This window comes from Halomonas sp. R57-5, from assembly GCF_900070345.1.
In the GTDB taxonomy this organism is placed as follows: domain Bacteria; phylum Pseudomonadota; class Gammaproteobacteria; order Pseudomonadales; family Halomonadaceae; genus Vreelandella; species Vreelandella ventosae_B.
The window spans coordinates 3,371,858-3,395,437 of sequence record NZ_LN813019.1 but is presented as its reverse complement, the minus strand read 5'-3'; the positions used below and the strand labels follow the sequence as shown (position 1 = coordinate 3,395,437).

Genomic DNA, 23,580 nt, shown 5'->3' with positions numbered 1-23,580 from the left:
ACCAGCCCCTTTTTTTTGAAGAACAGTAGGTGCACTCATGCTTGAATGGATCGCCATATCACGTACTCAGCATGTCAATAAACGATTCTGGTCACGTCAAGGCTATTTCTTTTCTGCAGAATATCACTTGGCTCCCATTCTTCTGGAAGAGCTAGCCAGTCTGGTACCCCATTATGTATTGGGCTTTATTTACCAGAATGAGGGTTATCACCCAGTAGCAGTACTGGGATTTAACGAATGCAACTTGTATTTGCATCGCGATGGTCGTTGGCTGGGTGATTACGTGCCCGCGTCGCTGCGAGAGTATCCGTTTACCTTGGCAAAGGCCGAGACGAATAAAAAAGTATTCTGCATAGAACGGCAGCACCTCACTGACGATTTGAGCGCCGAGCCACTTTTTGGAGGGAAGGGAAATCTTGCTAATCAAGTCGAACTAACACTGAGTTTTCTCAAACAAAGCGAGTGTAACCGACACTTAACGACTGCTGCCTGCCAAGTGTTAAGTGAAGCAGGCCTAATCGAGCCTTGGCCTCTACAGCTGACCTGGGGTGACAAGCAGGCGTCACTGCATATGCAGGGTTTACATTGTATTAATCAGCAAGCTCTGAACCAATTAGGAGAAGGAACGTTAGCTGATTTACATCGCCGTGGTGCCTTGCCGTTAGCCTACGCTCAACTATTCTCAATGAGTCAAGTAATTCAGTTAACAGAACGAGTGAAATTCCATGCGCAAGAGCAGGCTAAACAGTCACAGCTTGAAAATGATATTGATCTATTTTACGAAGACGGAGATGAGTTTAAATTTTGATTTTATTACGTAGTTGTTGGCTTCATTCTATCGAGCATCGAATTCAGCACCTCGTAACAATAAATAGCACTTAGTTAATGTGTCCCTGTAATTTGATAATCGCTGAGCTTTCTCCTGGATTAACGTATCCTCTAGGCTTGATCATCGCTCGACTGACTATTATCCTGAATTCAACTAATAAGTGCAGCACCTGCGGTTTCTAGTGCTCCTGAGTATTCACCTAAGAACACCTGGGCTGGGGTTCGGTATCCCAGCCGTTTTCTTGGTCTATCGTTTAGCTTATTGACGACTCTTCGTAGCTCGGCATTGGTCACTTTGCGGAAGTCAGTACCTTTAGGAAAATACTGCCTAATCAGACCATTGGTGTTTTCATTAGTACCACGCTGGCATGAGCGGTACGGGTCGCAAAAATAGGTCTTGGCCGAGACGGACTTGGCAACCTTCCGATGCTCGGCGAATTCCGACCCATTATCCAAAGTGATGGTGTGCACTGCCCCTCGGCGTGGTGCCAATAACCGCGTCATCGCCTGTGCCGTTCTAGTGGCGGTGATTGTTGGCAGCCGCGCTGTCAAGAGGTAGCCMCTGCGTCTTTCGACCAGGGTCACCAGCCCGGATTCTTTGTGGCCCTTAAGCACCGTGTCGCCTTCCCAATGTCCGATATGGCGACGTTCTTCCAACTTGGCAGGGCGCTGCTCGATGCCTACTCGGTGCGGGATTTTGCCTAACCCCGCCCGCTTAGCCAATTGGCGCTGATAGCGCCGCTGGCGTGACAGCTGGAGCCGTTTCCATAAGGTTCCACCGTGCTTCTTGTCGTCCCAGATTAACGCATAGATCCACTCATGGCTTACGCAGACTCCGTTGGCATTGGCCATAAAACCACTGATTTGTTGAGGACTCCATTCGTCCATCAATTGGCCAGTGACCCAGCGAACCAGGCTTGGTAGTCGTTTAGTCACTTTCCAGGCAGTGCGTCGGCGCTGATCACTTGCCAATTGGGATAACCACGGGGCAGACCGTTATGTTTTATCTCGCGGCTAATGGTGCTGCTGTGGACACCAATGGCCTTGGCGATCTGTCGCTGGCTGATGCCGGTCTCAAGATAGGCAAAAATTTGGTATCGTTGGACTTGGGTCAGTTGTCGGTATCCCATGCTCTGCTTCACTTTGGTAGGTAAGGCAGAGAGGGTACTGGCGCTGGCCCTCCTGCCTCTACCTTGTGATCCAAAGTGCTGCGCTTATTCTATGAATCCAGGAGGTGCTAGTGTCGCACCCGCAAGTGGTGTGCCAACGCCAGGCGTCTCCACGGTTGCTTAAAGGGCCTACGGCTTTAATTCTGATGTTCTAAATTGGGTATCAATAGATGTCCAACTTACAGGCATGCGACGTGAGCCTCGACTATCCTTAAGTCATTTACTGCTTGTTACCCGGGATACTTGGCGGAACAATGCCTGGAGCCCATTCCGACTGCGGGAGGCTCTCAACGTGGAGTTTAAGGATTATTATCAGATGCTCGGCGTGAAGAAGACCGCAACGTCCGAGGAGATTAAAAAAGCCTACCGCAAGCTGGCTCGCAAGTTTCATCCCGATGTGAGCAAAGAGCCAGATGCCGAGCAGCGCATGCAGGAAATCAATGAGGCCAAGGCAGTGCTGTCTGATCCCGAGAAGCGTCTCGCCTATGACCAACTGGCTGAGCAGTATCACTCKGGCCAGGATTTCCATCCCCCTCCGGACTGGGATGCAGGTTTTGAGTTCAGCGGCCGTGGCTTCGAGGAGGCTGACCTCGGTGAATTCAGTGATTTCTTTGCGAATATTTTCGGCCATGCACGTCGCCCAAGAAGAGGCGCCGGCGGCTATCAAATGCGCGGCGAAGACCGTCACGCGAAAGTTGTTATTGATCTCAAGGATGCCTACTTCGGGGCTACCCGGTCGATCACGCTGCTTGTGCCACAGGCCGATGCCCAAGGCCGCGTCAGTTCCAGGGAACATACCCTTAGCGTAAGAATTCCCAAGGGCGTTAAAACCGGCCAGCATATCCGTCTCACGGGGCAGGGGAGCCCCGGTGTGGGCGGGGGGCCTCCGGGGGATCTGTTCCTTGAGATTCGCTTTACCCCCCACTCGCGTTACCGTGTTGAAGGGCGTGATGTGCATCAGACAGTACCGGTAACGCCCTGGGAGGCTGCGTTAGGAGCCAGCATTGAAACTCCCACCCCTTCTGGGGTCGTGAAATTGAAGGTGCCTGCTGGCTCTCAATCAGGGCGTCGGTTGCGCTTGAAGGGGCGTGGTATTCCCGGGCCTGAGCCGGGTGATCTGTATGTGGAATTAGAGGTCGTACTGCCCCCGGCCGATAGCTATAAGGCACGGGAGCTCTATGAAACCATGGCGCGGGAACTGGCTTTTGATCCGCGCCAACGGAAGGGAGGCTAAGCCATGGTACAGCGAGCTATTATTAGCGGTGATTTGATTGATGAGGCGACCCTGACACTTGATGAGTTGGCGCGTGCCTGCTCAGTGGAAACCGACTGGGTCATCGAGCGTATTGAGAGCGGGTTATTGGCTGATGGTTCCCCTTATGTGGCGAGCTGGCGCTTCACCAGTCAAGATCTGATACGTGCTCGGCGGATGTACCAGTTGGAGCGCGATTTTGAGGCTGCACCCGAACTTGCCGCATTGACGACCGATTTAATTGAGGAAAACCAGCGACTAAAAGATAGATTGCGCGCTGCTGGGCTTTGAAAATACACTACCCAATGAGGTGTTTTTTAATAAAGGTTTTACCTGTGTAGTTTAGTGCTTTTGTTTATACGGAATTTCAATATTAGCTTTTATTAAATAATGTTAATTTTATTAAAAATAACTTAGCGTTAGTGGATTAGCTTGTTAATTCGTTTTTTGTATATTTTTAATTGCGCTATAAAAATTGACGAATATCAAGGAAAGTAGGCTTTATCATGCTCTAGTATGCACCTGTGGGCCCCGCTCTGATCCTTTTTTTATTGCCCAAAGGTTCGTTATCATGAATAACTTGGCAGCTCTTTCTCTTCTACCTCAAGAACAGTTGAATTTAGCCTATTCTAATGAAGCTTCTGAGCTAAAACGGTATCGATGGCTAGCACTTACCTTCCTACCTTTTGATTCATCGGTTAGTCGTTTGATGACCGCAATTAGCATGGAGTGCATGCATCGCCTTTGCAATTTGCAAGAAGTGGCTAGGAAAATGGAGCTTGGCGCTTGCATTAATACTGAGCAAAAAGGGAACATACATTTGCTCAATACAAAAGAACAGCATTTTTTTGTTGTGGACGATCAAATAGGGCATCAAATCCTCGCCAAAGCTGAAGAAGCTGCTGAAGTGTCATGGACATTTTTTTGCTGGCTGCTAGAAACTAATGCCACTCCTGAGTTACACAATACCTTATTCGACTTCGTAACGCAGAAAAATAATGAGTTTCGCGTCATACAGGAGTGTCGCGAACAACGGGCTATAGGTTTTTATAAGTAGCTTGTCGTAGTCAAAGCCGAAGTAGTGTGTTGTACATATATGTGCTCATATCATTGAGGTGTGTTCATGCTTACTTCAGTATGTAATAAACCGGATTTTTTTAGCTGTCTTAATAGCGATTTGAATTTAGTGGCAAAAAGCCTTTGGGAGTGTTTTCCTAAAGAGATGATAATCGTTCGTGTTACTGAGCGAAATCACTATATTATTGAAGAGATTAAGCATCTGCAATCTGCTGAATTTAGCAACCATCTAATAAGTGTGGGTAAACCTTTCAGAAATCTACTTCCATCACCCCTAGCCGAGGAGTTGATCGTAAACTGCACACGCTGTGTTAAAGGGGAAGTGCCTGTTCATTTTGAAGTGGCGGATGGTTGCTTCAACAAAGGGGGGGACCAGCATAGCTTTAAGCTGCTTCTATTTCCTGTCATGCACCAACCAGGGGTAGTGTCGCATCTACTCTGCATCGTGTTGAGCTCAAATATGACCAACATTACGCAGGTTGCGAAATACTCCGAGCAAGAAGTGGAACGCCGGGTGATAGAGCGCACCGCTGAGTTGGTGGCTACGAATTTGCACCTGACCTACCTGGCTACCCATGATGGCCTCACTGAAACGTATAATCGACGCCATCTCCTTGATTTGGCTAACACTGAGTTCAAGCGGGCTGCTCGTTATGGCTTATCGCTCTGTGTGATGATGTTGGATATTGACCACTTCAAGACTATCAATGATGAGCAGGGGCACGCGGCGGGTGATCATATGCTGAAAACTTTAGCCCATGCGATGCGTTCCACGGTGCGCGATTGGGATTTATTGGGTCGTTATGGTGGGGACGAATTTATCATCATATTACCTGAAACAGATATCCAAGGCGCCCAGGTTATAGCAGAGCGACTGAGTAACACTCTGCAGAGCGCCAGGCTGTCTGTTAGCATTGGCATCGCCACGCTTGAACTGAATGATCGCTGCATTGATAATTTGATTAACCGTGCCGATCACTTGCTATTGAATGCCAAGCGAAACGGCCGTAACCGCATCGAATGTACTTCTTTTGCTCTCACAGCCTGATGATTACTGAATTAATAGCGCATCACTTTATGGAATAGCGCACTCATTGCAACGTGTCGCGTAAGGTAAGGCCTGGAGGCGGTGAATATCGATCACTCCGCCACACACCTCACAGAGCTCTCCCACGTTGGCGTCAATACGAGTGAGGGCTTTTTCAATTTGCGTAAGCTTTGCACGTGCTTCATTTTCCAAAAGGTCGACGACATCATCACTCTGAATTTCAAGCGCCTGTTCTTCCAAATCTTTATCTAAGGCACCACTTCGCTGGTGCTGATGTGCTTCGTAGCGTTGTATACGTTCGAGTAATTCTACTCGGAGCTCCACAAGCTGTATTCTTCTGTCATTTGCAATCATGGTACACCCTCAGTGCTTGATAAAAAGTAAAATGAAGCGCTCTTTATTTAGCATAATGGTCTAATGTTCAGTCTCTACGGCTAGAAAGTATTTGAATGCAAGGTGGGCTTTGGTAATTGTTAAACCTCGTGAGTGCCTTTAGTTAGAGCGCTAAAGATCTTCAAGCTCTTGCGCGTCACGAACCATGCGCATTGCTTCATGCTGTTCAAGAGTGAGGAGGTTGTTAAGTAGCTCATTTGCAACTACTGTTTCTGCACGCAGCGCCAAATAGCGATAAAGCTCAATGATCTTGTTATGTATTGTTACGATTGAGCACATGATTTCTGCGAAGGTCATGTTGCTGTAATCAATATTTTCGAGTGTGATAAAGTTCTTGTCGAAGTGCTCAMCACACCATGTGTGAATAGCAGCTGATTGAGCATCTTGCTCACTCAGCGCCAAGACACGACTCAGCTCTTTTTCATGCAGTGATAGGTAATCAAGCAGCATGCGCACTTTTTCTTTTTTTGTTGAAAGGGATGCTTTGTTTAAGCTATAAGCTAAGTTGGTGTGTAATAAACGCGTCATCTTCAACATTTGTTGAATAGTTTCGACTGACATTGTCTATCCAGCTTTGGTTAGAGTTTTATTTTTGTAGGTTTTCGGTGTGCTATATTTCGCACCAGAGAAGTTCTTTGAAGTCTTCGTTAAGCTCAGACACCTTATGCATTCGCCTCATGGTTACGTCAGCCATGTCACTCGCTACTTTATGGTAGCAAGACGCCATCGATAGCGGTGTCTGTATTCCTTCAAGCCCAAGTAGACAGCTCGTTAGCTTGCTATAAGAATCGGCCATGGTCGAAAACAGTTCGAGTTCATGGCGCATGGTATCATTGAGGGAATCAAACAAAATACCCTGTAMCTTGGCAGCCGAGCCATTGGTTGTCATCCAGGGCTGGTACCACCATATAAAAACGTTATCATAATTGAATGCGTTCAAAGCCTTTTTGGGGTGTTTTGATTGTAAAGTTGTCATGGTTGTCATTTTTTTACCTCCTAAGGACTAAAAGGAAGTATAGAAGCAAATAGGCCCCTTGGCTTACCCATTAATCAATGCTTTGATGTTGTAGATCAATATTTTTGCTGTTAATAAGTTAATAAACAGTTACTGCAAAAAGTAGCGTCATACAATGAGTAGTCCACGTCATTTCTCGCTCAAGGCCAGTGCGAGCTTCAATTTACTTGGTTCAGGTGACTTTAAACACGATGTGAGGCGTCCCGAAATCCCACCATGATCGGAGATGTTAGATGTCGATTCGCAATTTAGATGTACTGTTCTCTCCTGAAACAATTGCGCTCATTGGTGCTAGCAACCAGCCTGGGTCGGTGGGTGCCGTGTTGGCACGAAATTTACTCAGTGCTGGTTTTGCAGGGCCGGTGCTCACCGTCAACCCTAGTGAGCGTGCCATTCGATCAACCCTAAACTACCACTCTGTTAGTGAATTGCCGCTCACTCCTGATCTGGCGATCATCGCAACCCCGCCGGAGAGCGTTCCGGGCCTGATAAAGGAACTTGGTGAGCAGGGCTGTCGTGCGGCGGTGGTTATCACCGCAGGCTTTGGCGAAGGAGAGCAGTCAGATGGAAAGGCGCTCCAGCAGGCAATGCTCGAGGCGGCACGACCTTATCTAATGCGTATTGTAGGGCCCAACTGTTTGGGTGTTTTGGCTCCTCACAAGGGTATCAATGCCAGTTTCGCTCATCTTACCCCCTTGAAGGGCGATATCGCTTTCGTTACCCAGTCGGGGGCTGTGGCAACATCGATGCTCGACTGGGCGTCAGCGCGAGGTATCGGCTTCTCGTATATTATTTCGCTAGGCGCAATGAGCGATGTTGATTTTGGCGATKTGCTCGACTTCCTGGCGCTTGACCCAAAAACGCATTCCATTCTGCTCTACGTCGAGGCCATTTCCGACGCACGTAAATTCTTGTCGGCGGCGCGCATGGCTTCACGAAACAAGCCGGTCGTCGTGGTGAAAGCCGGCCGTAGCGATGCAGGTGCCAAAGCGGCGCTTTCGCATACTGGGGCTCTGGCGGGATCCGATGCTATCTATGACGCTGCCTTTAGGCGTGCGGGAATGCTTCGGGTGAAAACCCTAGATGAGCTATTTCAGGCGGCAGGAACGCTCGCCACGGGCATCCGCGTGCAGGGAGATCGGCTGGCTATACTCACCAACGGTGGTGGAGTCGGTGTGTTAGCCGTGGATGAATTGATCGATTTGGGCGGCCACTTGGCAGAGCTCTCCGAGGCGACCTTGGCGCGTTTGAATGCCGTGTTACCCAAGGCTTGGTCACACGCTAATCCCGTTGATATTCTCGGCGATGCGTTGGGCCAACGCTATGCTGAGGCGCTTGACGTACTGCTTGATGAACGCGGTGCTGATGCACTCTTCGTTATTAATTGCCCAGTAGCGGTTACCGACAGCCTGGATGCTGCTCAAACGGTAATGACGACACTTGAGAAACATCGGCTACCCGTTTTGACCTGTTGGCTCGGCGAAGGCGCGCCCGCAGAAGCCCGACGACTGTTTGCGGAGAAACGTATTCCCTCATATGGCACGCCGGAGCAGGCGGTTCGTGCCTTTTTGCACCTCTCCAGCTACTGGCGCAATCAGCGGGCCCTTATGGAGACGCCTGCGGCTGTTTCCGATCTCATTACCATCGATATGGCTAGCGCGAACGCGATTATTGATCGTGTTACTGATGAGGGCCGCAGCGTACTGACGGAGCCCGAAGCATCAGCTGTCTTGGCTGCCTATGGCATACCTACGGTGCCGGCCATGTTGGCTCGCACGCCGGAGGAGGCCTGTCACGTAGCAGAGCAGCTGGGCTTCCCGGTCGTGCTGAAAATTTTGTCGCGCGATATTTCTCACAAGTCTGATGTCGGGGGTGTGCAATTAAACTTGGCTTCGTCCGAGGCCGTGTATCTGGCGGCCGAGAATATGCTTAGGGTAGTCCATCAGGAGGCCCCCTCGGCACGGGTCGATGGTTTCAATGTGCAACCGATGATTCGTCGTCCAGGTGCGCATGAGCTCATTCTAGGCGTCGCTGAAGACCGCGTTTTTGGCCCCATTATTCTGTTTGGGCAGGGGGGTAAAGCCGTTGAAGTCATTGGTGATCGCGTGGTTGGCTTACCCCCGCTTAACTCACTGCTGGCTCAAGATATGATCAGATCGACACGCATATCGCGTATGTTGCAAGGCTATCGTGATCGTCCAGCAGCTGATTTGGATGCGATCACGCTCACGCTTATAAAATTGTCGCAACTGGCCAGCGACTTGGAACGCGTAGTCGAACTTGATATCAACCCGCTGTTGGCTGACGCTTCTGGTGTGATGGCTTTGGATGCGCGCATCGTGATTAGATCCGGTCAGCAACAACGGCTGCCAATGGCCATCCGCCCTTATCCCAAGCAGCTCGCCCAAACAATCACGACACGCAGTGGCCAAGCCTATTTCTTGCGTCCCATMCGCCCCGAAGACGAAGCGGCGCTGGTCAACATGCTGGGCCATTCCTCTCCCAGTGATGTGCGATTGCGCTTCTTTGCAGCCATCAAAAAGTTCGACCATGCCTTTGCGGCGCGACTAACCCAGATAGACTACGACCGGGAAATGGCTTTTGTAGCGATACCTTCTGGCTGCGACGAGATTGTGGGGGTAGTGCGCCTGTCTGCCGATCCCGATAAAGAGAAAGCGGAGTTTGCGGTCATGGTGCGTAGTGATTTTAAAGGAACCGGACTGGGTTATAGCCTTATGCAGCAGATTATTGATTTTGCCCGCATGAACGCGATTAAGCAGCTATTTGCGGATGTGCTGCGCGAGAATCACCCAATGCTCAAGATGGTAAAAGAGTTTGGATTTCTGGTGATGCCAACGGATCATCAGGCGGATAGCGTCACCGTCGTGCTAAATCTGTAATGGGAACTCGTCGCCGAACCGAATGTTATGCGCTGTCAGGCCAGCACAGCAAGGCTTGCTCACTGCTTTTCCTGTCTGGCGGATGGTTAAGCCTTTCGCATGGCCAATGGCGATAAAAGTGTGTTTAAGTTGAGGAAACGAGATGGCCAAGATGTTGTTTTTTATTATAATGCGTACTGTGTAAAAGGAGAGCGATAGAGCGCGCCTGTTCCTAAGATAGAAACGGTCGCTTAGGAGAATGTCGTCTGCGATAAATTCACTTCCTTTTTACAACTATAGACGCTAATGCATCAGGGTTTACTATGCAGTACTCATGACCACGTGCTGTTAATATTTCTTGTTGCTGAAAGCGGCTGATGAGGCGACTGAGCGTCTCTACTGCCATACAGAGATAATCGGCCATTTCATGTCGTGACATGGCAAGCCTGAAAGAGTAGGGCGAATAGCCCCGAGCAAAAAAACTCCTCGACATTGCAGCAAAAAAACAGGCTAATCTGACGTCTGCAGGCTGGCTAATCATTTGCCACATTCGTGAGTGCTCTAGGCTCATAGCCCGACTCAAACAGCGCAGCAATTGCATATGGCTAGCTTGAAGGTTGGGAAACTCTTCAATTCGTCTAAAGGGAATGTGCAGTAAGCCTGATGTTTCAATGGCAATCACGGTGCCTGCATAAAATCCCTCGCCAATAGCATCTAGGCCAATAATTTCGCCAGGTAGAAAAAAGTGTGTGAGCTGCTCATTGTCGTTTTTAGACTGAAGCATTTGTTTTAGCATGCCACATTGCACGATGTATAAGCCTTGAAAAGGATCTCCTTGGTATAATAGTGTGTTTTTTCTACGCAAAGTTAATATGTATTGAGACAGGTTTTTCAATTCTTGTACAAATAAGAGAGAGGAATGACTGTAAAGCACTCCTTGTTCGACATATGGCTTATCCAAACCAGTTGACTTCTCCATACGTTTATCCTAGGTTCCCCAATAAAATTTTTGTGTAACTCTATGAGCCACGAACGATTTTTAAAGAAGGTTCTCTTGAAAGTATTATAATTCAGATAGTTATGTGGTTTTTGGTTTTTTTAGACGTTGGGGAAGTTAAGCGTAGCAGATGTTGTGAGTTATACAGTGATAAAAGCTAGTTATTTTTATATTTAAAGCCTATGTCAGTAACAAAATGACTTGTAAGATGATTTTTAGGTTAGGAAAGAGGGGGAGGTGCCATCAATATTAGTTAGCATCCTGAAGGTGCTTTTTTGCCAGTTTATTTAGTCTTCGCGTTTCGCTGGCGAACTGGTGTCCAATTTATCTCGCCGAAAAGAAAACCTTGTTCATGGCTGCTTCACATAGCTCCCCGGTGCATCTTCTAATGGCGGGTAGTCGCTTGAACCCAGAGCTGGCTTGCTAACCAGAGGCCCTGAGTGTTTCTCCAGCCAGATTTGCCACTCCTTCCACCAGGAGCCTGGCTGTATAGTTGTGCTCTCTAGCCAAGTGTCAGGGTCAATATAACTATCGTTTTCATGCGCCACTGTCATTCGGTAGTGCCGATGAGAGTGCTCTGGAGGGCTAATAATCCCCGCATTATGGCCACCGCTGGTGAGTAGGAAAGTGGTTTCAGGTGCATCAGAAAGCAAGTTCAGCCTGTAAGTGGATCGCCAAGGTGCAACGTGATCCCATTCGGTGCCGACACAGAAGATCGGCACCTGTATATCGCTAAGCGCTACTGGGCGGTCATCCACCCGCAAGCGACCTTCGGCTAAATCGTTATTTAAAAATAGGTTGCGCAGGTATTCAGAATGCATACGGTAGGGCATGCGCGTTGCATCTGTGTTCCAGGCCATTAAGTCGTTTACGGGTTGTCGTGTGCCTAGCAGGTATTCATTTATCATTCGAGACCATATTAAATCGTTAGACCGAAGGATCTGAAATACTCCCGACATTTGCTTGGTATCAAGAATGCCCTGAGCCCACATCATATCCTCAAGGAAAGCGAGTTGCTTATCATCGATAAATAGCATGAGCTCACCAGCTTCCCGAAAATCGGTTTGTGCAGCCAAAAGTGTCATGGATGCTAAGCGATCATCTTTATTTCGAGCCATAGCCGCAGCAGTGATAGCTAATAGCGTTCCGCCTAAACAGTAGCCAACGCCATGTATCTTCTGATTGGGCATTAATTGCGCGATGGTGTCGAGACTCGCGAGAATACCTTGCTGGCGATAGTCATCCATGCCGATATCACGATCCTCGGCGGTAGGGTTACGCCAGGAAATCATAAACACGGTTTGCCCATGATCAACCAGATACTTGACTAGCGAATTATGTGGTGAGAGGTCAAGAATGTAATACTTCATGATCCAAGCAGGCACTATCAGCGTAGGTATGGCATGCACTTTGTCGGTCGTAGGCGTGTACTGAATAAGCTCGATCAAATGGTTGCGGTAAACGACCTTGCCAGGTGTGATCGCCACATCCTTTCCTACTACATAAGTGTCGGTGCCAACGGGAGGTTTGCCGAGTAAATGGTTCTGAATATCTTCATAGTAGTGTTGCATTCCCTGAAGCAGATTGGCTCCGCCGCTGAAGAAAGTTTTGTTTAATACGACAGGGTTGGTCAGCAGGTAGTTGGAGGGCGACAGCACATCAAGCCATTGCCGAGCCCCGAACTCTAAGGCTTGTTCGTGATGAGGTGAGAGGCCGCGTAAGCCTGTTGTGGCGTTATACCACCACTGCTGTTGCAATAAGAAACTTTGATAAAGCACATTGTAAGGGTAGCTGCGCCAGCTAGGGTCGCGAAAACGACGATCCTGAGGTAAGGGGGTAATACAAGGGGCAGCATTGGGATCAAAAGCCGAGTGGCTAGCCCAAGAAAACAAGCGCAGCTGTTTTTTTTAAGGCTTTTTGTAGCAAATGAGCCTGGGTTCCTGGAGATAGTACCATGCTGGATAACCAGTCCAAATATGTAAGCATAACCGACATAGGGGAAATACCCATTGTCATCCCCGCCAGTGAGGCACGCACTAGTCTATCAAAATCTTGATGCTGAGAATTTCCGAAAAACATATATCTCATGCCTCACAAAGGGTTATTAAAATAGCTTTATTAATACCTATTTAGACTCAGTGACCTTTTCCTCGCCAGTGTGGCTGTTAACGATGAATACTTAAGTTACAAATTTTGCATGTGGCTAAGAGAAACTGTTAAGAGGTTTAGATGGTTTTTTTAATATTTTAAAATAGTTTTTTGAATATGATGCTTTATTTTGACATAGGTCAAAATTTACGTATGTTAACACTTTTTAATGATCCCAATAATCTACTCTCCATGCAAAGTTAAGCTATAACTAACCAAGTGGTTTTTATAACCATTGGGAAAAGCTATCAAAACTAAGGTAAGTAATATATTTGTATTTCTTATTATAAGGGTCCTAAAAAGGAGTGATAACATGAGCAAGACAGCCATCAAGTCTTCAGTAGAGGGTAAAAACGATACCCAGACTTCTAGCCGTGCATTGAGTCCCCTGGAGGAGTTTGACCGAATGATGGAAGGGTTTTTTGAACGCAGTTGGATGAAGCCTTTCTTTAAAGACGATTCAGTCAAAGAGCGGTTGGGATTGTTCTCTCAACGCAATCCTAAGGTTGATATTATTGATCGCGAAAAAGAGATCATAGTACGCGCTGAAATTACCGGAATTGATCGAAAAGAATTAGAGGTTGAAGTCACTGAGCATGCGGTAACGTTAAAAGGGCATCGCTCTGGTGAGACCGAAGAAAAAAAGGATGAATATTTTTATTCGGAAATATGGCAAGGCTCTTTTTCTAGGACCGTGGCTTTGCCAGCTGAGGTGGATGCACAAAATGCTGACGCTAAGTTTAAGGATGGTATCTTAACAATTACTCTGCCAAAAACGAAAAAGACTTCGCGACGCAAGTTAGAAGTTAAATGAGTCAACTAAGGCAGGTAAGCAATTGTTGATATGTAATGAGGTGCTAACTGAAAGTGTATGTTATGTGCCTAAAGATCACTCATGCGTTTAAGGGAGATGTAGACATGTTTAAGTCAGATACTCAAATTCAGCAAGATGTGCTTGCTGAACTCAAATGGGAACCTTCCGTTCGCGCTACAGATATTGGAGTGGAGGTGAAAGACGGCATTGTGACATTGGCTGGGCATGTCGATAGCTATGCGGAGAAGTGGCATGCAGAAACCGCAGCACAGAGAGTCAGCGGTGTGAAGGGGGTTGCGGTAGAAATTGACGTGAAGTTGCCAGGAAGTAATCAGCGTACCGATGCCGATATCGCACGAGCGGTGAAGAACACGCTGGAGTGGAATGTATTTATACCCAATGATCCGTTGAAAGTAATGGTCGAGGATGGTTGGGTGACGCTGACTGGCGAAGTTCCCTGGGAGTATCAACGCCGTTTGGCTGCTAGTTCTATTCGTTACCTGGCCGGTGTTACCGGTGTTAGCAATCAAATCATTCTAAAACCTAAGCCGACAGCGGCGGCTGTCAAGGCCGATATTGAAGCCTCACTGAAACGTAGGGCTGTTCAGGATGCTAACGCCATCAAAGTAGAAGTGCATGATCATGATGTAACACTGAGTGGAAAGGTACACAGCCTCGCCGAAAAAAGCTTAATACATAATGCGGTCTGGAACTCACCCGGTGTTTGGAAGGTTACAGATAATATAAAAGCTTAATGCGTTGGCTGTTGAGAAGGGTGAAGGGTCGTCGAATCCCAGGGATGCTTTCGACGACCCTTTGCCTTTGTGGCTTCCCTTTTCTGAAATGTAGCGGGGGTGGTGGGTAGATTGATGGTGACGCTGGAGTTATGAGCGCCCCGACTTTGAGTAGGGCGTTAGCGTGTTGTATTCCTCAATGCTGCTGCCATGTTCGCCGATAAAACAGAGTGCCACAGTATTAATTAGTATAACGTCTGTGAATCCACTCTCTTTAGGCTCAATGTTGCCAGTAGTACTCTATTCACAACCTGGTTGATAGTTGGAGGACATGCACACACTTGCACGCCGTTCAGCTTCAGCTATGTCTTCGTCTGTCATTATTTCGGCGAAATCTGTTTTATTTCCATTTGTTCTATCACTGTCGGCTTCAAAAATGGTTTAACACATGTACGCGGTTACATCGTCCTGATTTACGCCCCTCCCAAATTCGTACTGGGCCCCGAGAGCAAACTGTGCCTCTGGATACCCTTGCACCGCCGCGAGACGAAACCACCTTGTGGCTTCTACGTCGTCTTCTGGTACGCCCCAGCCATGCTCATAATGCGCAATATTACGTTTCAGAAGTAAAAAGGGAAGTGGGATTCTGCCTGCTGATGGTTCTCCAGGAAGTTTGTACATCATGTATCCTTAGCGCTTGCCTGTCTCTTAGTCTGACTAATCCCAAGGAAGTTACCCATGCTTTTCCCAAAACGCGCTGCCCTCACGTTGCTCATTGCTATGGTTGCGCTATTGCCGCCCACGCTATTCGCTCAGGATGCTCATATCGGCAGCGTGCGTACCGAGTTCAAGCTGCTGGGCCCGAACAATACCATTGAAGTGGAACGCTTCGATGACCCGAAGGTTCAGGGTATCTCCTGTTATCTCTCTTACTCACAGATTGGCGGGATTTCCGGTGCGGTGGGGTTGGCTGAGGAAGCCAGTGAGGCGAGCGTGGCGTGTCGGCAGACGGGGGAGATTGTCTTCGACCCTGCAGAAGTAGACGAGCAAGAGGTGATTTTTAGCCAACGTCGCTCTGCGCTTTTCAAGAATATGCGCGTTGTGCGCATGCATGACGCCGAAACCCAGACCTTTGTGTACCTGACCTATAGCACCAAGCTGGTAGACGGCTCACCTAAAAATGCAATTACGGCCGTTAACTATGGTGGCATTAGGGAAGGTGAAATAGAGGAGTGACCTGTAATCGATTTGTGGGCGATTAGCGGGGTTTGCCGAGTGTTTGTGTCCAGTAGGTTGAGTAGCGCGACTCTGAACCCTCGGCTTTTGCCATGCCCATCTCGGTAAAGGCGTCATTCATGATGTTGCGGCAGTGGCCGGGGCTGTCTAGCCAGCCTTCAACCGCGGCGGAAACAGTGGTGTGGCCAGCGGCGATATTTTCTCCCACGGCTTGCCATGCGTAATCCTGATTGCCCACCCGTTGCTCAATTCCCGCGCCATCCGGGCCGGTATGGCTAAAGTAGTCATTCTCGGCCATGTCCTGGGAGTGGCTCTTGGCCGCTGCTTCAAGCTTGCAGCTCCATGCTAACGACTCTACGGCCTCAAACGGCTGGTCGCCGCATTGTCGTGCTTGGCTACGCGCTTCGTTAACCAGCGACAGCATTGCCTGCTGTTGGTCGGTAAGTTCGCACTTATCCTGACTGATAGCATCGTCACTCGGGGGCTGATCATTGGCCCAAGCGCCGCTTGAACCCAGGAGCATGACAACTATCAGGCTGGAAAGCGCCCCGGTAGCGGGGCGCTTGGGTAGGACGTTACCCACCGAACTTCTCATTCTCACCAAGGTTCGGGGTGGCATCCTGTTTGAGGTTAGCTTTGGCGATTTCGTAAAGCTGGAACGTCTTGCTCTCTTTGGCTTTCCAGTGCTCACCCATCTGCACTTTAATTTCCAGCAGTGCAACGTCTGGGTCGTCTTTACCTTCAGGGAACCAGGCCGCGATGAAAGGATTCCAGTATTTCTCGATCAGTTCGCGGTTATCGGTAAGGTTGGCTTTGCCCGATAGGGAAACGTAGACGCCATCTTCCTGGTCGGAGAAACTAAGGCACACATCGTGGTCGCTTTGGGTTTCAAATACCTTTTCGGCACTGCGGCGGGTGAAGAACCACAGGGTGCCATCGTACTCATCTTGCACCAGATGCATGGGGCGCGCTCGGGGTGTGTCGTTATCCAACGTCACGAGCATGCCCACTTTGATATCTTTGATCATCTTCCAGATCTTTTGCTTATGTTCCGGGCTGGACATAGCTTCACTCTCCATATGAATTCGGTACTAAAAATAGCCATAGACAATGCTTGTACATCGAAGATGACTAGCTACAGCCTAGCTACCATTTTCGACATCAGCAAACGCTCTATTAAATAATCATACCTCTCGCCAGGTAACATCCTGCTTGATGTGCACGCGGTTACTCACCAAAATCAAACTGACGCTGAACTGTATGCGCAGGGAGGGAGGTTCCAATGCTAACAAGATTTATATACCGCTACGGTGCAATAACAGTGCTACTCATGCTCGGCGGCTGTGCCTCGGGCGGGGGTGGCCCGGATTCTGACAATCAGATGACGCAATACGCGGCTGAATACTGTAGAAGCCTCGGCGGGGAGAATGAAATTCGCGAAAGCAGCTTAGGCACTGGCCGCTATTGCCGCTTGCCTGATGGCCGGGTTGAAAATGAGTGGCAGCTTTATCGTAAAGAGCGCCTTGATAATGACTAGTCGTCACCTTTTATCGCACTTGGGCCAGTCACTCCTAGTCCAAGGGGCTTAGCTGTTCTTGGTTTTATGGCTTTTTTTAAGGCCAACCATAACCGCTAGCAGCCCGCACGCCAGTGCTGGCAGCAGCACATCAAACACTGAGTCTAACGTCCACCCGCGCCAGACGCCTTCAAACATACCGACTGGTAGCGTTTCGCTCCACGCCCATCCACGTTGAATGCCTAGCCTGTATTCGTGCTGCGCGATCTCGCGACCAAGCAGTATCGCCACCGGTATAACCCCCGCCACGCGTGCAGAAACAAACGGTAATAGTGAGAGCTGAATGACCAAAGCGATAATGACGTGCTCTAAATGTGTGACGTCCATCTCTGCGCTCCCATAGCCTTTCTTCCGTGAGCCGAAAGGGCTCTGGGGCAATTGGCATCATGTTCCCACATTCATCGTGGTAGGGCACGGGACATCGCGATAATGCTCGGCCTAACGCTTACCCGCTTTGGTTTTAATTTTGGGGGGCGTATCGGAAAGCTCTTTCTCTTTGGTGCGCCACTTAATCTTTATTTCCACCTCTTGCTTATCGCCTTCATCGCTGGCGCGTAGGGAGACTTGCAGCAACTGCTGGGGTGTCAGCACTAGCTCGCCTTCGCTCTCCTGGAAGGCCAGCTCGCCTTTATTGATCGCGTTTGCCAGGGTGATCAACAGCTCCTGGGTTGCCTGACGATCCAGCAGCGAGTCGTGACTGAATTTAGTTTTGGACTTCATTTAGTGGGCTCCTACCCGTTTCCTTTTGAGGCTGGGTTTGAACACTTTTATCTGAGGGTAGTCACAGCTCAGGCCGATCACCCCGCGTTTTTTGTCGATTAACGTTACCCCCACACCACAGCCGTCGAGCCCCTCATTTTTACGCGAGTGAGCGTCCAAGGTGATATCGGCTTCGATATGGATAAGGCCGTTTTTAAGCGTCACCCGCTGGCCAAAGTGTTGGTTGATATGGCCGTGAACCAGCACCTGAATGCCTGCCTGTCGGGCAACGTAAGCGCCGCGGGGCGTAAGGGGCAGGTCGGCTTTACGGTATTTCGTTCTAAAGGTGTTGGCCAAAGAGCCGTAATAAAAACTGAACAGATTCTGGTTCATCAGGTTTTGTTTGAAGGCGCGGTTGGCATACTTGACGCCGTGATTGGCGAGCAGTTCGGCCATATGGTCATCGAGGCCCGCATGCAGAAACAGAAAGGAACCGCGCTTTTTGACCAGCCGCATGCGGCGGAAAAACCAGCTAAATTCCCCCGACTTTTTGAGAAACAGCGAACGACACTTCATGGCGGCGGCGTAGACCTGGGAGAGCGACAGGCCGTTTTTTGCACAGTGCGCTTCAAAGTTCTGGGCCTTGGTCGTCATCTTGCTAATTTCACGCGCTATGCCTTCATCAGTCAGAAACCCGGCGGCATAGAAGGGGAAGTTCTCGAACCAGTCACTGCCTGGAAACAGCGCCTGTCGGCACGCCTCCTCCGACGGTAACCCTTTGTCCCACTGGGTATCGGCCAGGTATTGATCGAAGACCTCTTTGAACAGCGGTATCACCTTTTTACCCATGCGTACAAAGAGGTGCTGGCTACCGGCGTCAGTGTCGCGTTCCAGGGAAAGCAGCCCCATCAGCAGGCGTAGGTCATGGTTGCCGGCCAGCAGGGTGACCTTGGCGTTAAGGCGGTATAAGTGGGCCAGGCTGCGCAGCATCATCAGATTACTGGGGCCTTTATCCAGACAGTCGCCGCCCACAACGATGTCGGCTTTTTTGCCGAATTTTGTCAGCGCATACTCACATAGGTGGTCACCGTCACGCTCGATCACCCCGGCAGCAATTAGGGATGCCTCAAAGGCTTCGGCATCCGCATGGGGGTCTGAAATAAACACCACCGGTTTTTTGGGCCAAGTGAAGCCCTTTTTCTGCGCACGCTTAACAAAGGTGCTTAGCGCTTCGTCGTGATTGACCGAGGTGGCATCATCGGGCCAGGGCGCCCACTCCGTTGGCAGGCGAGCCAAGATGGCGTTGTGATAGGGGTGGTCGTTAATTTGCGGAATAACATTGGACGCTGTCATGGAAGCCATCTTATAGGTCGCTATCGTTTAATCGAGTGGGTCTGCCGGCTGGCGCTGTTTCCAGTTGCCGTATAGTCGGCTCCAGCCTTGGTGATGTCGCTCGAAAACGACCGGATGACCATGAAACATACTTAACCGTTTAATATCGCTGAAGGGGATGACATCTAAATGATAGCTCGCATGGCGAATGGAGGCGCCGTGGCCCACGACCAATTGCAGTTGTTTCGCTGCTTCAAGCCCTGGCGATGGCGCTAACAGGGCTTGTAAATGGGCAGCGACCCGCTCACCAGCTTCTAACAGTGACTCCGCGCCATCGAAGGGCAGTTTAAATTCGCTGGCCGATTTCCAGCCCGCTGGAAGAGGTTCAAGGCGGGGGTCAAGGGCAACGATGCGTTCTATTTCCTGAACACTAAGGTTGGCTAGTGCCCCAACGCTGCGTTCACATAGGGCTGAGAAACTGCGCAAGCGGGGTGGCTCAGCAAACAGTGGTGTGAGCTCTTCGCGGTATATGTCGGCCGTTTGCCAGGCTCTTAACAGCGTCGAGCAGTGAATCTCGGCATGAAGTTGATAGCCTGAAGTCGCTAGCCATTCACCGAATTGCCGCGCTTGCTCTCGAACGTCTTGTGCACCCTTTTCAGTGAGGGGGTAGGGCTGCAGGGCACTGGGCGTATTCGCCAACTGTGCATAAGCCCCGTGGCGAATCAGTGCCAGCGCCGCCATCAGAGAATGCCTCTGTCGTTGAAAAGTTCGATTGCCCGTGCAAAGTCGATGGCGCCGGTGAGGCGCAGTACGTCAACGCCCGCTAGGTATTCGGCATAGGCCTGGGCAGATTGGGCTTGTTCGGCTGGGAAATGGCCATCCGCGCGCTGAAAAAACGGCCCTGGGCTTTTGCGTAAGCCCTCCAGGGCCTCAGGTGTGGTGGCGATATCCACGCTGCTCAGCGCGGTGGGGGCCGTCGAGTCTAATGCCCAGTCCAGCAGAACCAGGTGTTTAAGCGTGCCGGATAGGGCGGTTTTGTCTGCGCCGTAGGCGTTGGGAATCAGTACATCGTACTTCTGCTCAATATCCCATAGCTGGCTGCTGGGCATGTGCTCAAAACGGGCACGCTCATGGGCAGGCAGTATGTCGATCAAGCGCGGGGAGTGGATCAGCGTGCCCGGATTAACCCGGGGGTGTTTGGCGACTCCGAGAATGTTTATCTGGCCGTTGTCGGGTTTAAACAGAACCCGGTCATTGGAGAGAAAGCGCGCCTGTGCGGTTTCCAGCGCTTTCAGCATCAGCGTCGATTTACCGCCACCGGAACTGGCGGCAATGGCCGTAACGTTGCCATCAATATCGAAAGCCGAGGCGTGGCCGAGCAGGTAACCGCCGCGTTGATGATGATTAAGAAACTGGTTGTTAATAAAGTTGATGACTTGTGAGTGATGCTTGTTTAACTCGCCCACCGCGACCGGCGCCGTTAATGACTGGAACAGCACCATGCCCGTGCGTACTTTATGAATCCAGCGCCCTTGGGGCGTATCCACGTAGGCCTCTTTCAGGCCTAGCGCGCTGGTTTTAGCACGCTTGACCGCTGTCCACTCGCGGCCGCTGGTATCCACCTGCTGATCCAGTAGCCATACCGGTAGTTCTGGCTGGTCAATGGTATGGACTTCTTTCGGGAGTAAACCTGACGCCGTTAAACCAGCATAGTAAACCTCTAGATGGTCAAGAATGGCCGGTTGGTCGGCCAATACGCGCACCGTTAAGCCATTAAACGTCAGCGGTAGCGTGTAGCGACAGGCGGCCTTGGCCTGAATGATTTGCTGGTTGTCAAAAAGGTTGATCATTAGCCTGCCTCTGCTGTCGCTGCCTCTAATTGGCCCAGTACATAATCACCCAGTTTTTCGGCGGCATCGATACCACAGCCTTTTTTTGCGCCGCTAAACCCGCCAAAGGCGGAAACCTCAAACACCACGGGGCCTTCATCGGTCAAGGCAATGTCTACAGTGGTAAAGCTTAGATCGAAGCATGACTGGGCTTTGCGGCCCAGCTCAATCAACTCAGGGCTGGCATCAAAGGGTTGATATTTGCCCCCGCTGTGTATCGTTGTGTTCCAGGCTTTGCCATCGCTAACACGGGCATAGGTGCACAGGTACTCGCCGCCGAGAAACACCATGCCTAAATCCTGACCGCCCAGGTTCACGAACTGCTGAAGGTAAAACAGACCGTGCTTAGCCTTAAATTTATCCAGCTTTTGGGTGTTGGCTTTTACACCGTCTGCTGCTTGTAACACCATCATGCCGCGAGCTTTGGTTGAGTAGAGCGGTTTTAGGATCGCCTTGCCGAACGCGTGGATAGCCGCCAGCGCTGCATCAGTGCTCTCGGTAACTCGCGTTGCGGGAAGCGGGACGCCGCCTGCTGCCAGGGCGGCGGTGCCCTCAAGGCGATTAATCAAACGGCTTACCTGGTGTGGGCTGCTAAAACAGCGCACACCGTCCGCTTCGAGGCTGCTGAGCATACGGAGTCGGTCGTCTGCGGCAGGGGAGTAGGTTTCGCTTATTTTTTTGATGATCACGCCGTCAAGGGCGTTGAGCAGGGTGTCCTGATAGCGCAACTGGCCGCTTTCAAGTTCCAGCACGACGTCTGCCATATCAACGACGCAGCGGTAGCCGGTGCGCTGTTCTAAATGATTCGCCAAGACCTCGGTTGACCATTTGCCCGGTATCCCGATGACCGCAATCCGCTTATTAATCACTAAAAATATCCTCTAGGGGAAGCCTGTACTGCTCAATTTTTTCCGGGTTTAGAAGCGTTATGGCTTCTAACAAATAGCTCGCTCTAAGGGCGAGCCGGTTGGCAAAAGGTTTGTCATAAATAAAGCGCGTGGAGGTAGCAAAGGAGCGCCCCAAGGCGATGGCTAGCCGGGCGTCAAAACGTGTATCGTTATTCTCTTTGGCAAACCGTCGAGCAAACTGATAGAGCTGCCTGATCAATGCCATTAGTTCGGCTCTAGGGGGCTCATCCATAATGGGCAGCCGATAAATCGACGCCATCAGTACCGATAGATCCTGAACATAGTCAGAGTAGGAGGCTCGGTGGAGATCGATGAAGTAGATGCGATTTTTGAGTTCGTCGTAGATTAGGTTATCGACGTTAAAGTCGCCGTGGATCAGCACGGAAAATGGCGCTCTAAGCTGGCCCTCAAGGGGCTCAACCCTATCGATCAGCTGATCAAAACTGGGGCGGGGCAGTCCACAAATAGTCTGGCGCTCATTAAACAGTGTCGGGTGCGTTTGGCGGGTTTCCGGCATGCGTTTACGCAGCTGCTGCATATATTCGGCCTGAGCGGGTTCAGGGGTGCGTGAACTCTTCCAGATTTTTCTCAACGTTCGTTGGAGGGTGTGGGTAAGTTGCTTGGCTGATTTCCACTGGCCGTTTAACAGCAGTGATTCAAGCGTTTGACCTGGTAGGTGTTCGATGACCATCGAGCCCAGTTCATCGCCTTGCTCCACATGGTGGGAGAGCACCGTGGGCGCCACCTTGGGGTAGACCCGCTTCCATTGATCTACCCCGTACAGCTCTTCAATGACTTTCTGACTTTCACCCTCTTTGTAGACGGCCATCATATTGCCAGAAGCGGCATGCTCGGCTTTCAATGTAGCGATGGTGCTGCCGCTGCGGGTAAGCGCCAGCCGCTCAACGCTAAAGTCTTCACTCTGGGCGGTCATCGCGTGGGCGGCGTTTTGCAGCTGCTTATAGTTTTGCAGCCGTACGGCGGGGCCAAAGTTGGCGGCGAGTAGGGCGTCGGCAAGTTCTGAAAGCAGATGAATCATGCGGTGAAGTTGAAAATCTACCACGGCGCTGTTTTTGACGGCTGAATTGTCAGGACCGAAAGCAGCCGTTAAGCGAGCGGCTATATTGGGTATCCGTCGGCCTATTTTTAGGCCTTGGCGAATATTTGCGTCATCGATGTTAATGATCACCAGCTTCAATGATTTGCCTACCAACCGAATCAGCTTGGCGTACTCTTTTCGCGACTTATCAGGAAGCTGTTTTAGCGCCTTAATGGCGGTGAATTCAAGGCAGGCTTGGCCGAGCTGGTCAAGCAAACGGGCTAAGCGTTCAAGGGATTTAGATTGTTGAAAACCCTGGCCATCGATTTTGCGTCGCTGCACATCCATAGCGACGGCGAGCTCTACTTTCTCCAGCAGCGTGCTTCTATAGCCCTTGCGATTGATGAGGCGCTGAACAAGAGGTTCACTGGGCTTAGTCACATAAGCTTCAACTAACTCGAAGTGATTTTCGACTTCGAATCGTAGAAAATAGAAATGCTCCAAAATCGACGTATTGATACGCTGCCTCACCGAGATAAAGTGCGCT

At 50.1% G+C, this 23,580-nt stretch carries 26 protein-coding genes and 1 pseudogene; 10 read left to right on the top strand and 17 right to left on the bottom strand.

Translation table 11 applies throughout. The features are described from left to right. The first annotated feature begins 37 nt into the window (after window positions 1-37). On the top strand, window positions 38-808 hold the full coding sequence (locus HALO_RS15690; RefSeq protein WP_050713624.1) for a SapC family protein: 771 nt from the start codon (window positions 38-40) through the stop codon (window positions 806-808). A 170-nt stretch (window positions 809-978) separates the two neighbouring features. Here the strand turns inward: HALO_RS15690 and HALO_RS15685 are convergent. Beyond that, window positions 979-1,958, bottom strand: a pseudogene (locus HALO_RS15685) (IS30 family transposase). Window positions 1,959-2,289: 331 nt separating this feature from the next. Here HALO_RS15685 and HALO_RS15675 point away from each other — a divergent pair. The 4 genes from HALO_RS15675 to HALO_RS15660 all read left to right on the top strand — a co-directional run bounded on the left by HALO_RS15675 (window position 2,290) and on the right by HALO_RS15660 (window position 5,374). Next, window positions 2,290-3,231 (top strand): DnaJ C-terminal domain-containing protein, encoded by a 942-nt coding sequence (locus HALO_RS15675; protein ID WP_035578025.1) that lies wholly within the window; start codon window positions 2,290-2,292, stop codon window positions 3,229-3,231. 3 nt (window positions 3,232-3,234) lie between these two features. Beyond that, a complete protein-coding gene (locus tag HALO_RS15670) occupies window positions 3,235-3,540 on the top strand; it encodes a chaperone modulator CbpM (protein ID WP_035578027.1) in 306 nt (101 codons plus the stop codon). Between the two features lie 280 nt (window positions 3,541-3,820). Beyond that, window positions 3,821-4,306: a hypothetical protein gene (locus HALO_RS15665; protein ID WP_035578029.1), complete on the top strand. Its 486-nt coding sequence runs from the start codon at window positions 3,821-3,823 to the stop codon at window positions 4,304-4,306. Between the two features lie 66 nt (window positions 4,307-4,372). After that, window positions 4,373-5,374: a GGDEF domain-containing protein gene (locus HALO_RS15660; RefSeq protein WP_050713621.1), complete on the top strand. Its 1,002-nt coding sequence runs from the start codon at window positions 4,373-4,375 to the stop codon at window positions 5,372-5,374. A 27-nt stretch (window positions 5,375-5,401) separates the two neighbouring features. On the opposite strand, the gene HALO_RS15655 is transcribed toward HALO_RS15660, so the two are convergent. The 3 genes from HALO_RS15655 to HALO_RS15645 form a co-directional block, all read right to left on the bottom strand. Continuing rightward, window positions 5,402-5,728 carry a TraR/DksA family transcriptional regulator gene (locus tag HALO_RS15655; protein ID WP_035578032.1) on the bottom strand — a complete coding sequence of 109 codons (327 nt, stop codon included), beginning with the start codon at window positions 5,726-5,728 and terminating at the stop codon, window positions 5,402-5,404. Between the two features lie 150 nt (window positions 5,729-5,878). Then, complete coding sequence (locus HALO_RS15650; RefSeq protein ID WP_050713620.1) at window positions 5,879-6,328, bottom strand: hypothetical protein; 450 nt, start codon at window positions 6,326-6,328, stop codon at window positions 5,879-5,881. A gap of 49 nt (window positions 6,329-6,377) precedes the next feature. Then, on the bottom strand, window positions 6,378-6,752 hold the full coding sequence (locus HALO_RS15645) for a hypothetical protein (RefSeq protein WP_231896726.1): 375 nt from the start codon (window positions 6,750-6,752) through the stop codon (window positions 6,378-6,380). 263 nt (window positions 6,753-7,015) lie between these two features. Here HALO_RS15645 and HALO_RS15640 point away from each other — a divergent pair, with 263 nt between their 5' ends. Then, window positions 7,016-9,682 carry a bifunctional acetate--CoA ligase family protein/GNAT family N-acetyltransferase gene (locus HALO_RS15640; protein ID WP_050713619.1) on the top strand — a complete coding sequence of 889 codons (2,667 nt, stop codon included), beginning with the start codon at window positions 7,016-7,018 and terminating at the stop codon, window positions 9,680-9,682. A 256-nt stretch (window positions 9,683-9,938) separates the two neighbouring features. Here HALO_RS15640 and HALO_RS15635 read toward each other — a convergent pair whose 3' ends face one another. The 3 genes from HALO_RS15635 to HALO_RS23545 all read right to left on the bottom strand — a co-directional run bounded on the left by HALO_RS15635 (window position 9,939) and on the right by HALO_RS23545 (window position 12,668). Further along, complete coding sequence (locus HALO_RS15635; RefSeq protein WP_050713618.1) at window positions 9,939-10,640, bottom strand: helix-turn-helix domain-containing protein; 702 nt, start codon at window positions 10,638-10,640, stop codon at window positions 9,939-9,941. Window positions 10,641-11,008: 368 nt separating this feature from the next. After that, window positions 11,009-12,550: a PHA/PHB synthase family protein gene (locus HALO_RS15630; RefSeq protein ID WP_050713617.1), complete on the bottom strand. Its 1,542-nt coding sequence runs from the start codon at window positions 12,548-12,550 to the stop codon at window positions 11,009-11,011. Next, the gene (locus HALO_RS23545) at window positions 12,534-12,668 is read right to left on the bottom strand and encodes a poly-beta-hydroxybutyrate polymerase N-terminal domain-containing protein (RefSeq protein ID WP_231896855.1); all 135 of its coding nucleotides are present in this window, start codon (window positions 12,666-12,668) and stop codon (window positions 12,534-12,536) included. Before HALO_RS23545 ends, HALO_RS15630 begins: the two co-directional genes overlap by 17 nt. Window positions 12,669-13,119: 451 nt before the next feature. On the opposite strand from HALO_RS23545, the gene HALO_RS15620 reads away from it, so the two are divergent. Next, window positions 13,120-13,620: an Hsp20/alpha crystallin family protein gene (locus HALO_RS15620; protein ID WP_035578038.1), complete on the top strand. Its 501-nt coding sequence runs from the start codon at window positions 13,120-13,122 to the stop codon at window positions 13,618-13,620. 104 nt (window positions 13,621-13,724) lie between these two features. Further along, window positions 13,725-14,375 (top strand): BON domain-containing protein, encoded by a 651-nt coding sequence (locus HALO_RS15615; protein WP_035583205.1) that lies wholly within the window; start codon window positions 13,725-13,727, stop codon window positions 14,373-14,375. 420 nt (window positions 14,376-14,795) lie between these two features. Here the strand turns inward: HALO_RS15615 and HALO_RS23760 are convergent, their stop codons facing one another. Beyond that, entirely contained in the window at window positions 14,796-15,035 is a 240-nt protein-coding gene (locus HALO_RS23760; RefSeq protein WP_050713616.1) for a tetratricopeptide repeat protein, read from the bottom strand. 57 nt (window positions 15,036-15,092) lie between these two features. On the opposite strand from HALO_RS23760, the gene HALO_RS15605 reads away from it, so the two are divergent. Then, window positions 15,093-15,590, top strand: coding sequence for a CreA family protein (locus HALO_RS15605; RefSeq protein ID WP_035578040.1), 498 nt, complete (start codon window positions 15,093-15,095; stop codon window positions 15,588-15,590). 22 nt (window positions 15,591-15,612) lie between these two features. Here the strand turns inward: HALO_RS15605 and HALO_RS15600 are convergent, their stop codons facing one another. Both HALO_RS15600 and HALO_RS15595 read right to left on the bottom strand, forming a co-directional pair. Further along, window positions 15,613-16,173, bottom strand: coding sequence for a CAP domain-containing protein (locus HALO_RS15600; protein ID WP_231896725.1), 561 nt, complete (start codon window positions 16,171-16,173; stop codon window positions 15,613-15,615). Beyond that, on the bottom strand, window positions 16,166-16,654 hold the full coding sequence (locus tag HALO_RS15595; protein ID WP_035578044.1) for a pyridoxamine 5'-phosphate oxidase family protein: 489 nt from the start codon (window positions 16,652-16,654) through the stop codon (window positions 16,166-16,168). Before HALO_RS15595 ends, HALO_RS15600 begins: the two co-directional genes overlap by 8 nt. Before the next feature lie 218 nt (window positions 16,655-16,872). On the opposite strand from HALO_RS15595, the gene HALO_RS15590 reads away from it, so the two are divergent. Beyond that, entirely contained in the window at window positions 16,873-17,127 is a 255-nt protein-coding gene (locus tag HALO_RS15590) for a DUF333 domain-containing protein (protein WP_035578046.1), read from the top strand. 48 nt (window positions 17,128-17,175) lie between these two features. On the opposite strand, the gene HALO_RS15585 is transcribed toward HALO_RS15590, so the two are convergent. The 7 genes from HALO_RS15585 to HALO_RS15555 form a co-directional block, all read right to left on the bottom strand. After that, complete coding sequence (locus tag HALO_RS15585) at window positions 17,176-17,493, bottom strand: hypothetical protein (protein ID WP_035578048.1); 318 nt, start codon at window positions 17,491-17,493, stop codon at window positions 17,176-17,178. A 111-nt stretch (window positions 17,494-17,604) separates the two neighbouring features. Then, a complete protein-coding gene (locus HALO_RS15580) occupies window positions 17,605-17,886 on the bottom strand; it encodes an amphi-Trp domain-containing protein (RefSeq protein WP_035578050.1) in 282 nt (93 codons plus the stop codon). Further along, a complete protein-coding gene (locus HALO_RS15575) occupies window positions 17,887-19,218 on the bottom strand; it encodes a metallophosphoesterase (RefSeq protein ID WP_172821678.1) in 1,332 nt (443 codons plus the stop codon). It abuts the gene before it with no gap. A gap of 27 nt (window positions 19,219-19,245) precedes the next feature. After that, window positions 19,246-19,938 carry a histidine phosphatase family protein gene (locus tag HALO_RS15570; protein WP_035578055.1) on the bottom strand — a complete coding sequence of 231 codons (693 nt, stop codon included), beginning with the start codon at window positions 19,936-19,938 and terminating at the stop codon, window positions 19,246-19,248. Then, window positions 19,938-21,047, bottom strand: a complete 1,110-nt coding sequence (locus HALO_RS15565; protein WP_035578057.1) for an HprK-related kinase B — start codon at window positions 21,045-21,047, stop codon at window positions 19,938-19,940. Before HALO_RS15565 ends, HALO_RS15570 begins: the two co-directional genes overlap by 1 nt. Beyond that, window positions 21,047-21,955 carry a GAK system ATP-grasp enzyme gene (locus HALO_RS15560; RefSeq protein WP_035578059.1) on the bottom strand — a complete coding sequence of 303 codons (909 nt, stop codon included), beginning with the start codon at window positions 21,953-21,955 and terminating at the stop codon, window positions 21,047-21,049. The genes HALO_RS15565 and HALO_RS15560 overlap by 1 nt, the downstream gene beginning before the upstream one ends. Further along, on the bottom strand, window positions 21,948-23,474 hold the full coding sequence (locus HALO_RS15555) for an aminoglycoside phosphotransferase family protein (protein WP_152561127.1): 1,527 nt from the start codon (window positions 23,472-23,474) through the stop codon (window positions 21,948-21,950). The genes HALO_RS15560 and HALO_RS15555 overlap by 8 nt, the downstream gene beginning before the upstream one ends. Between the last annotated feature and the right edge of the window lie 106 nt (window positions 23,475-23,580).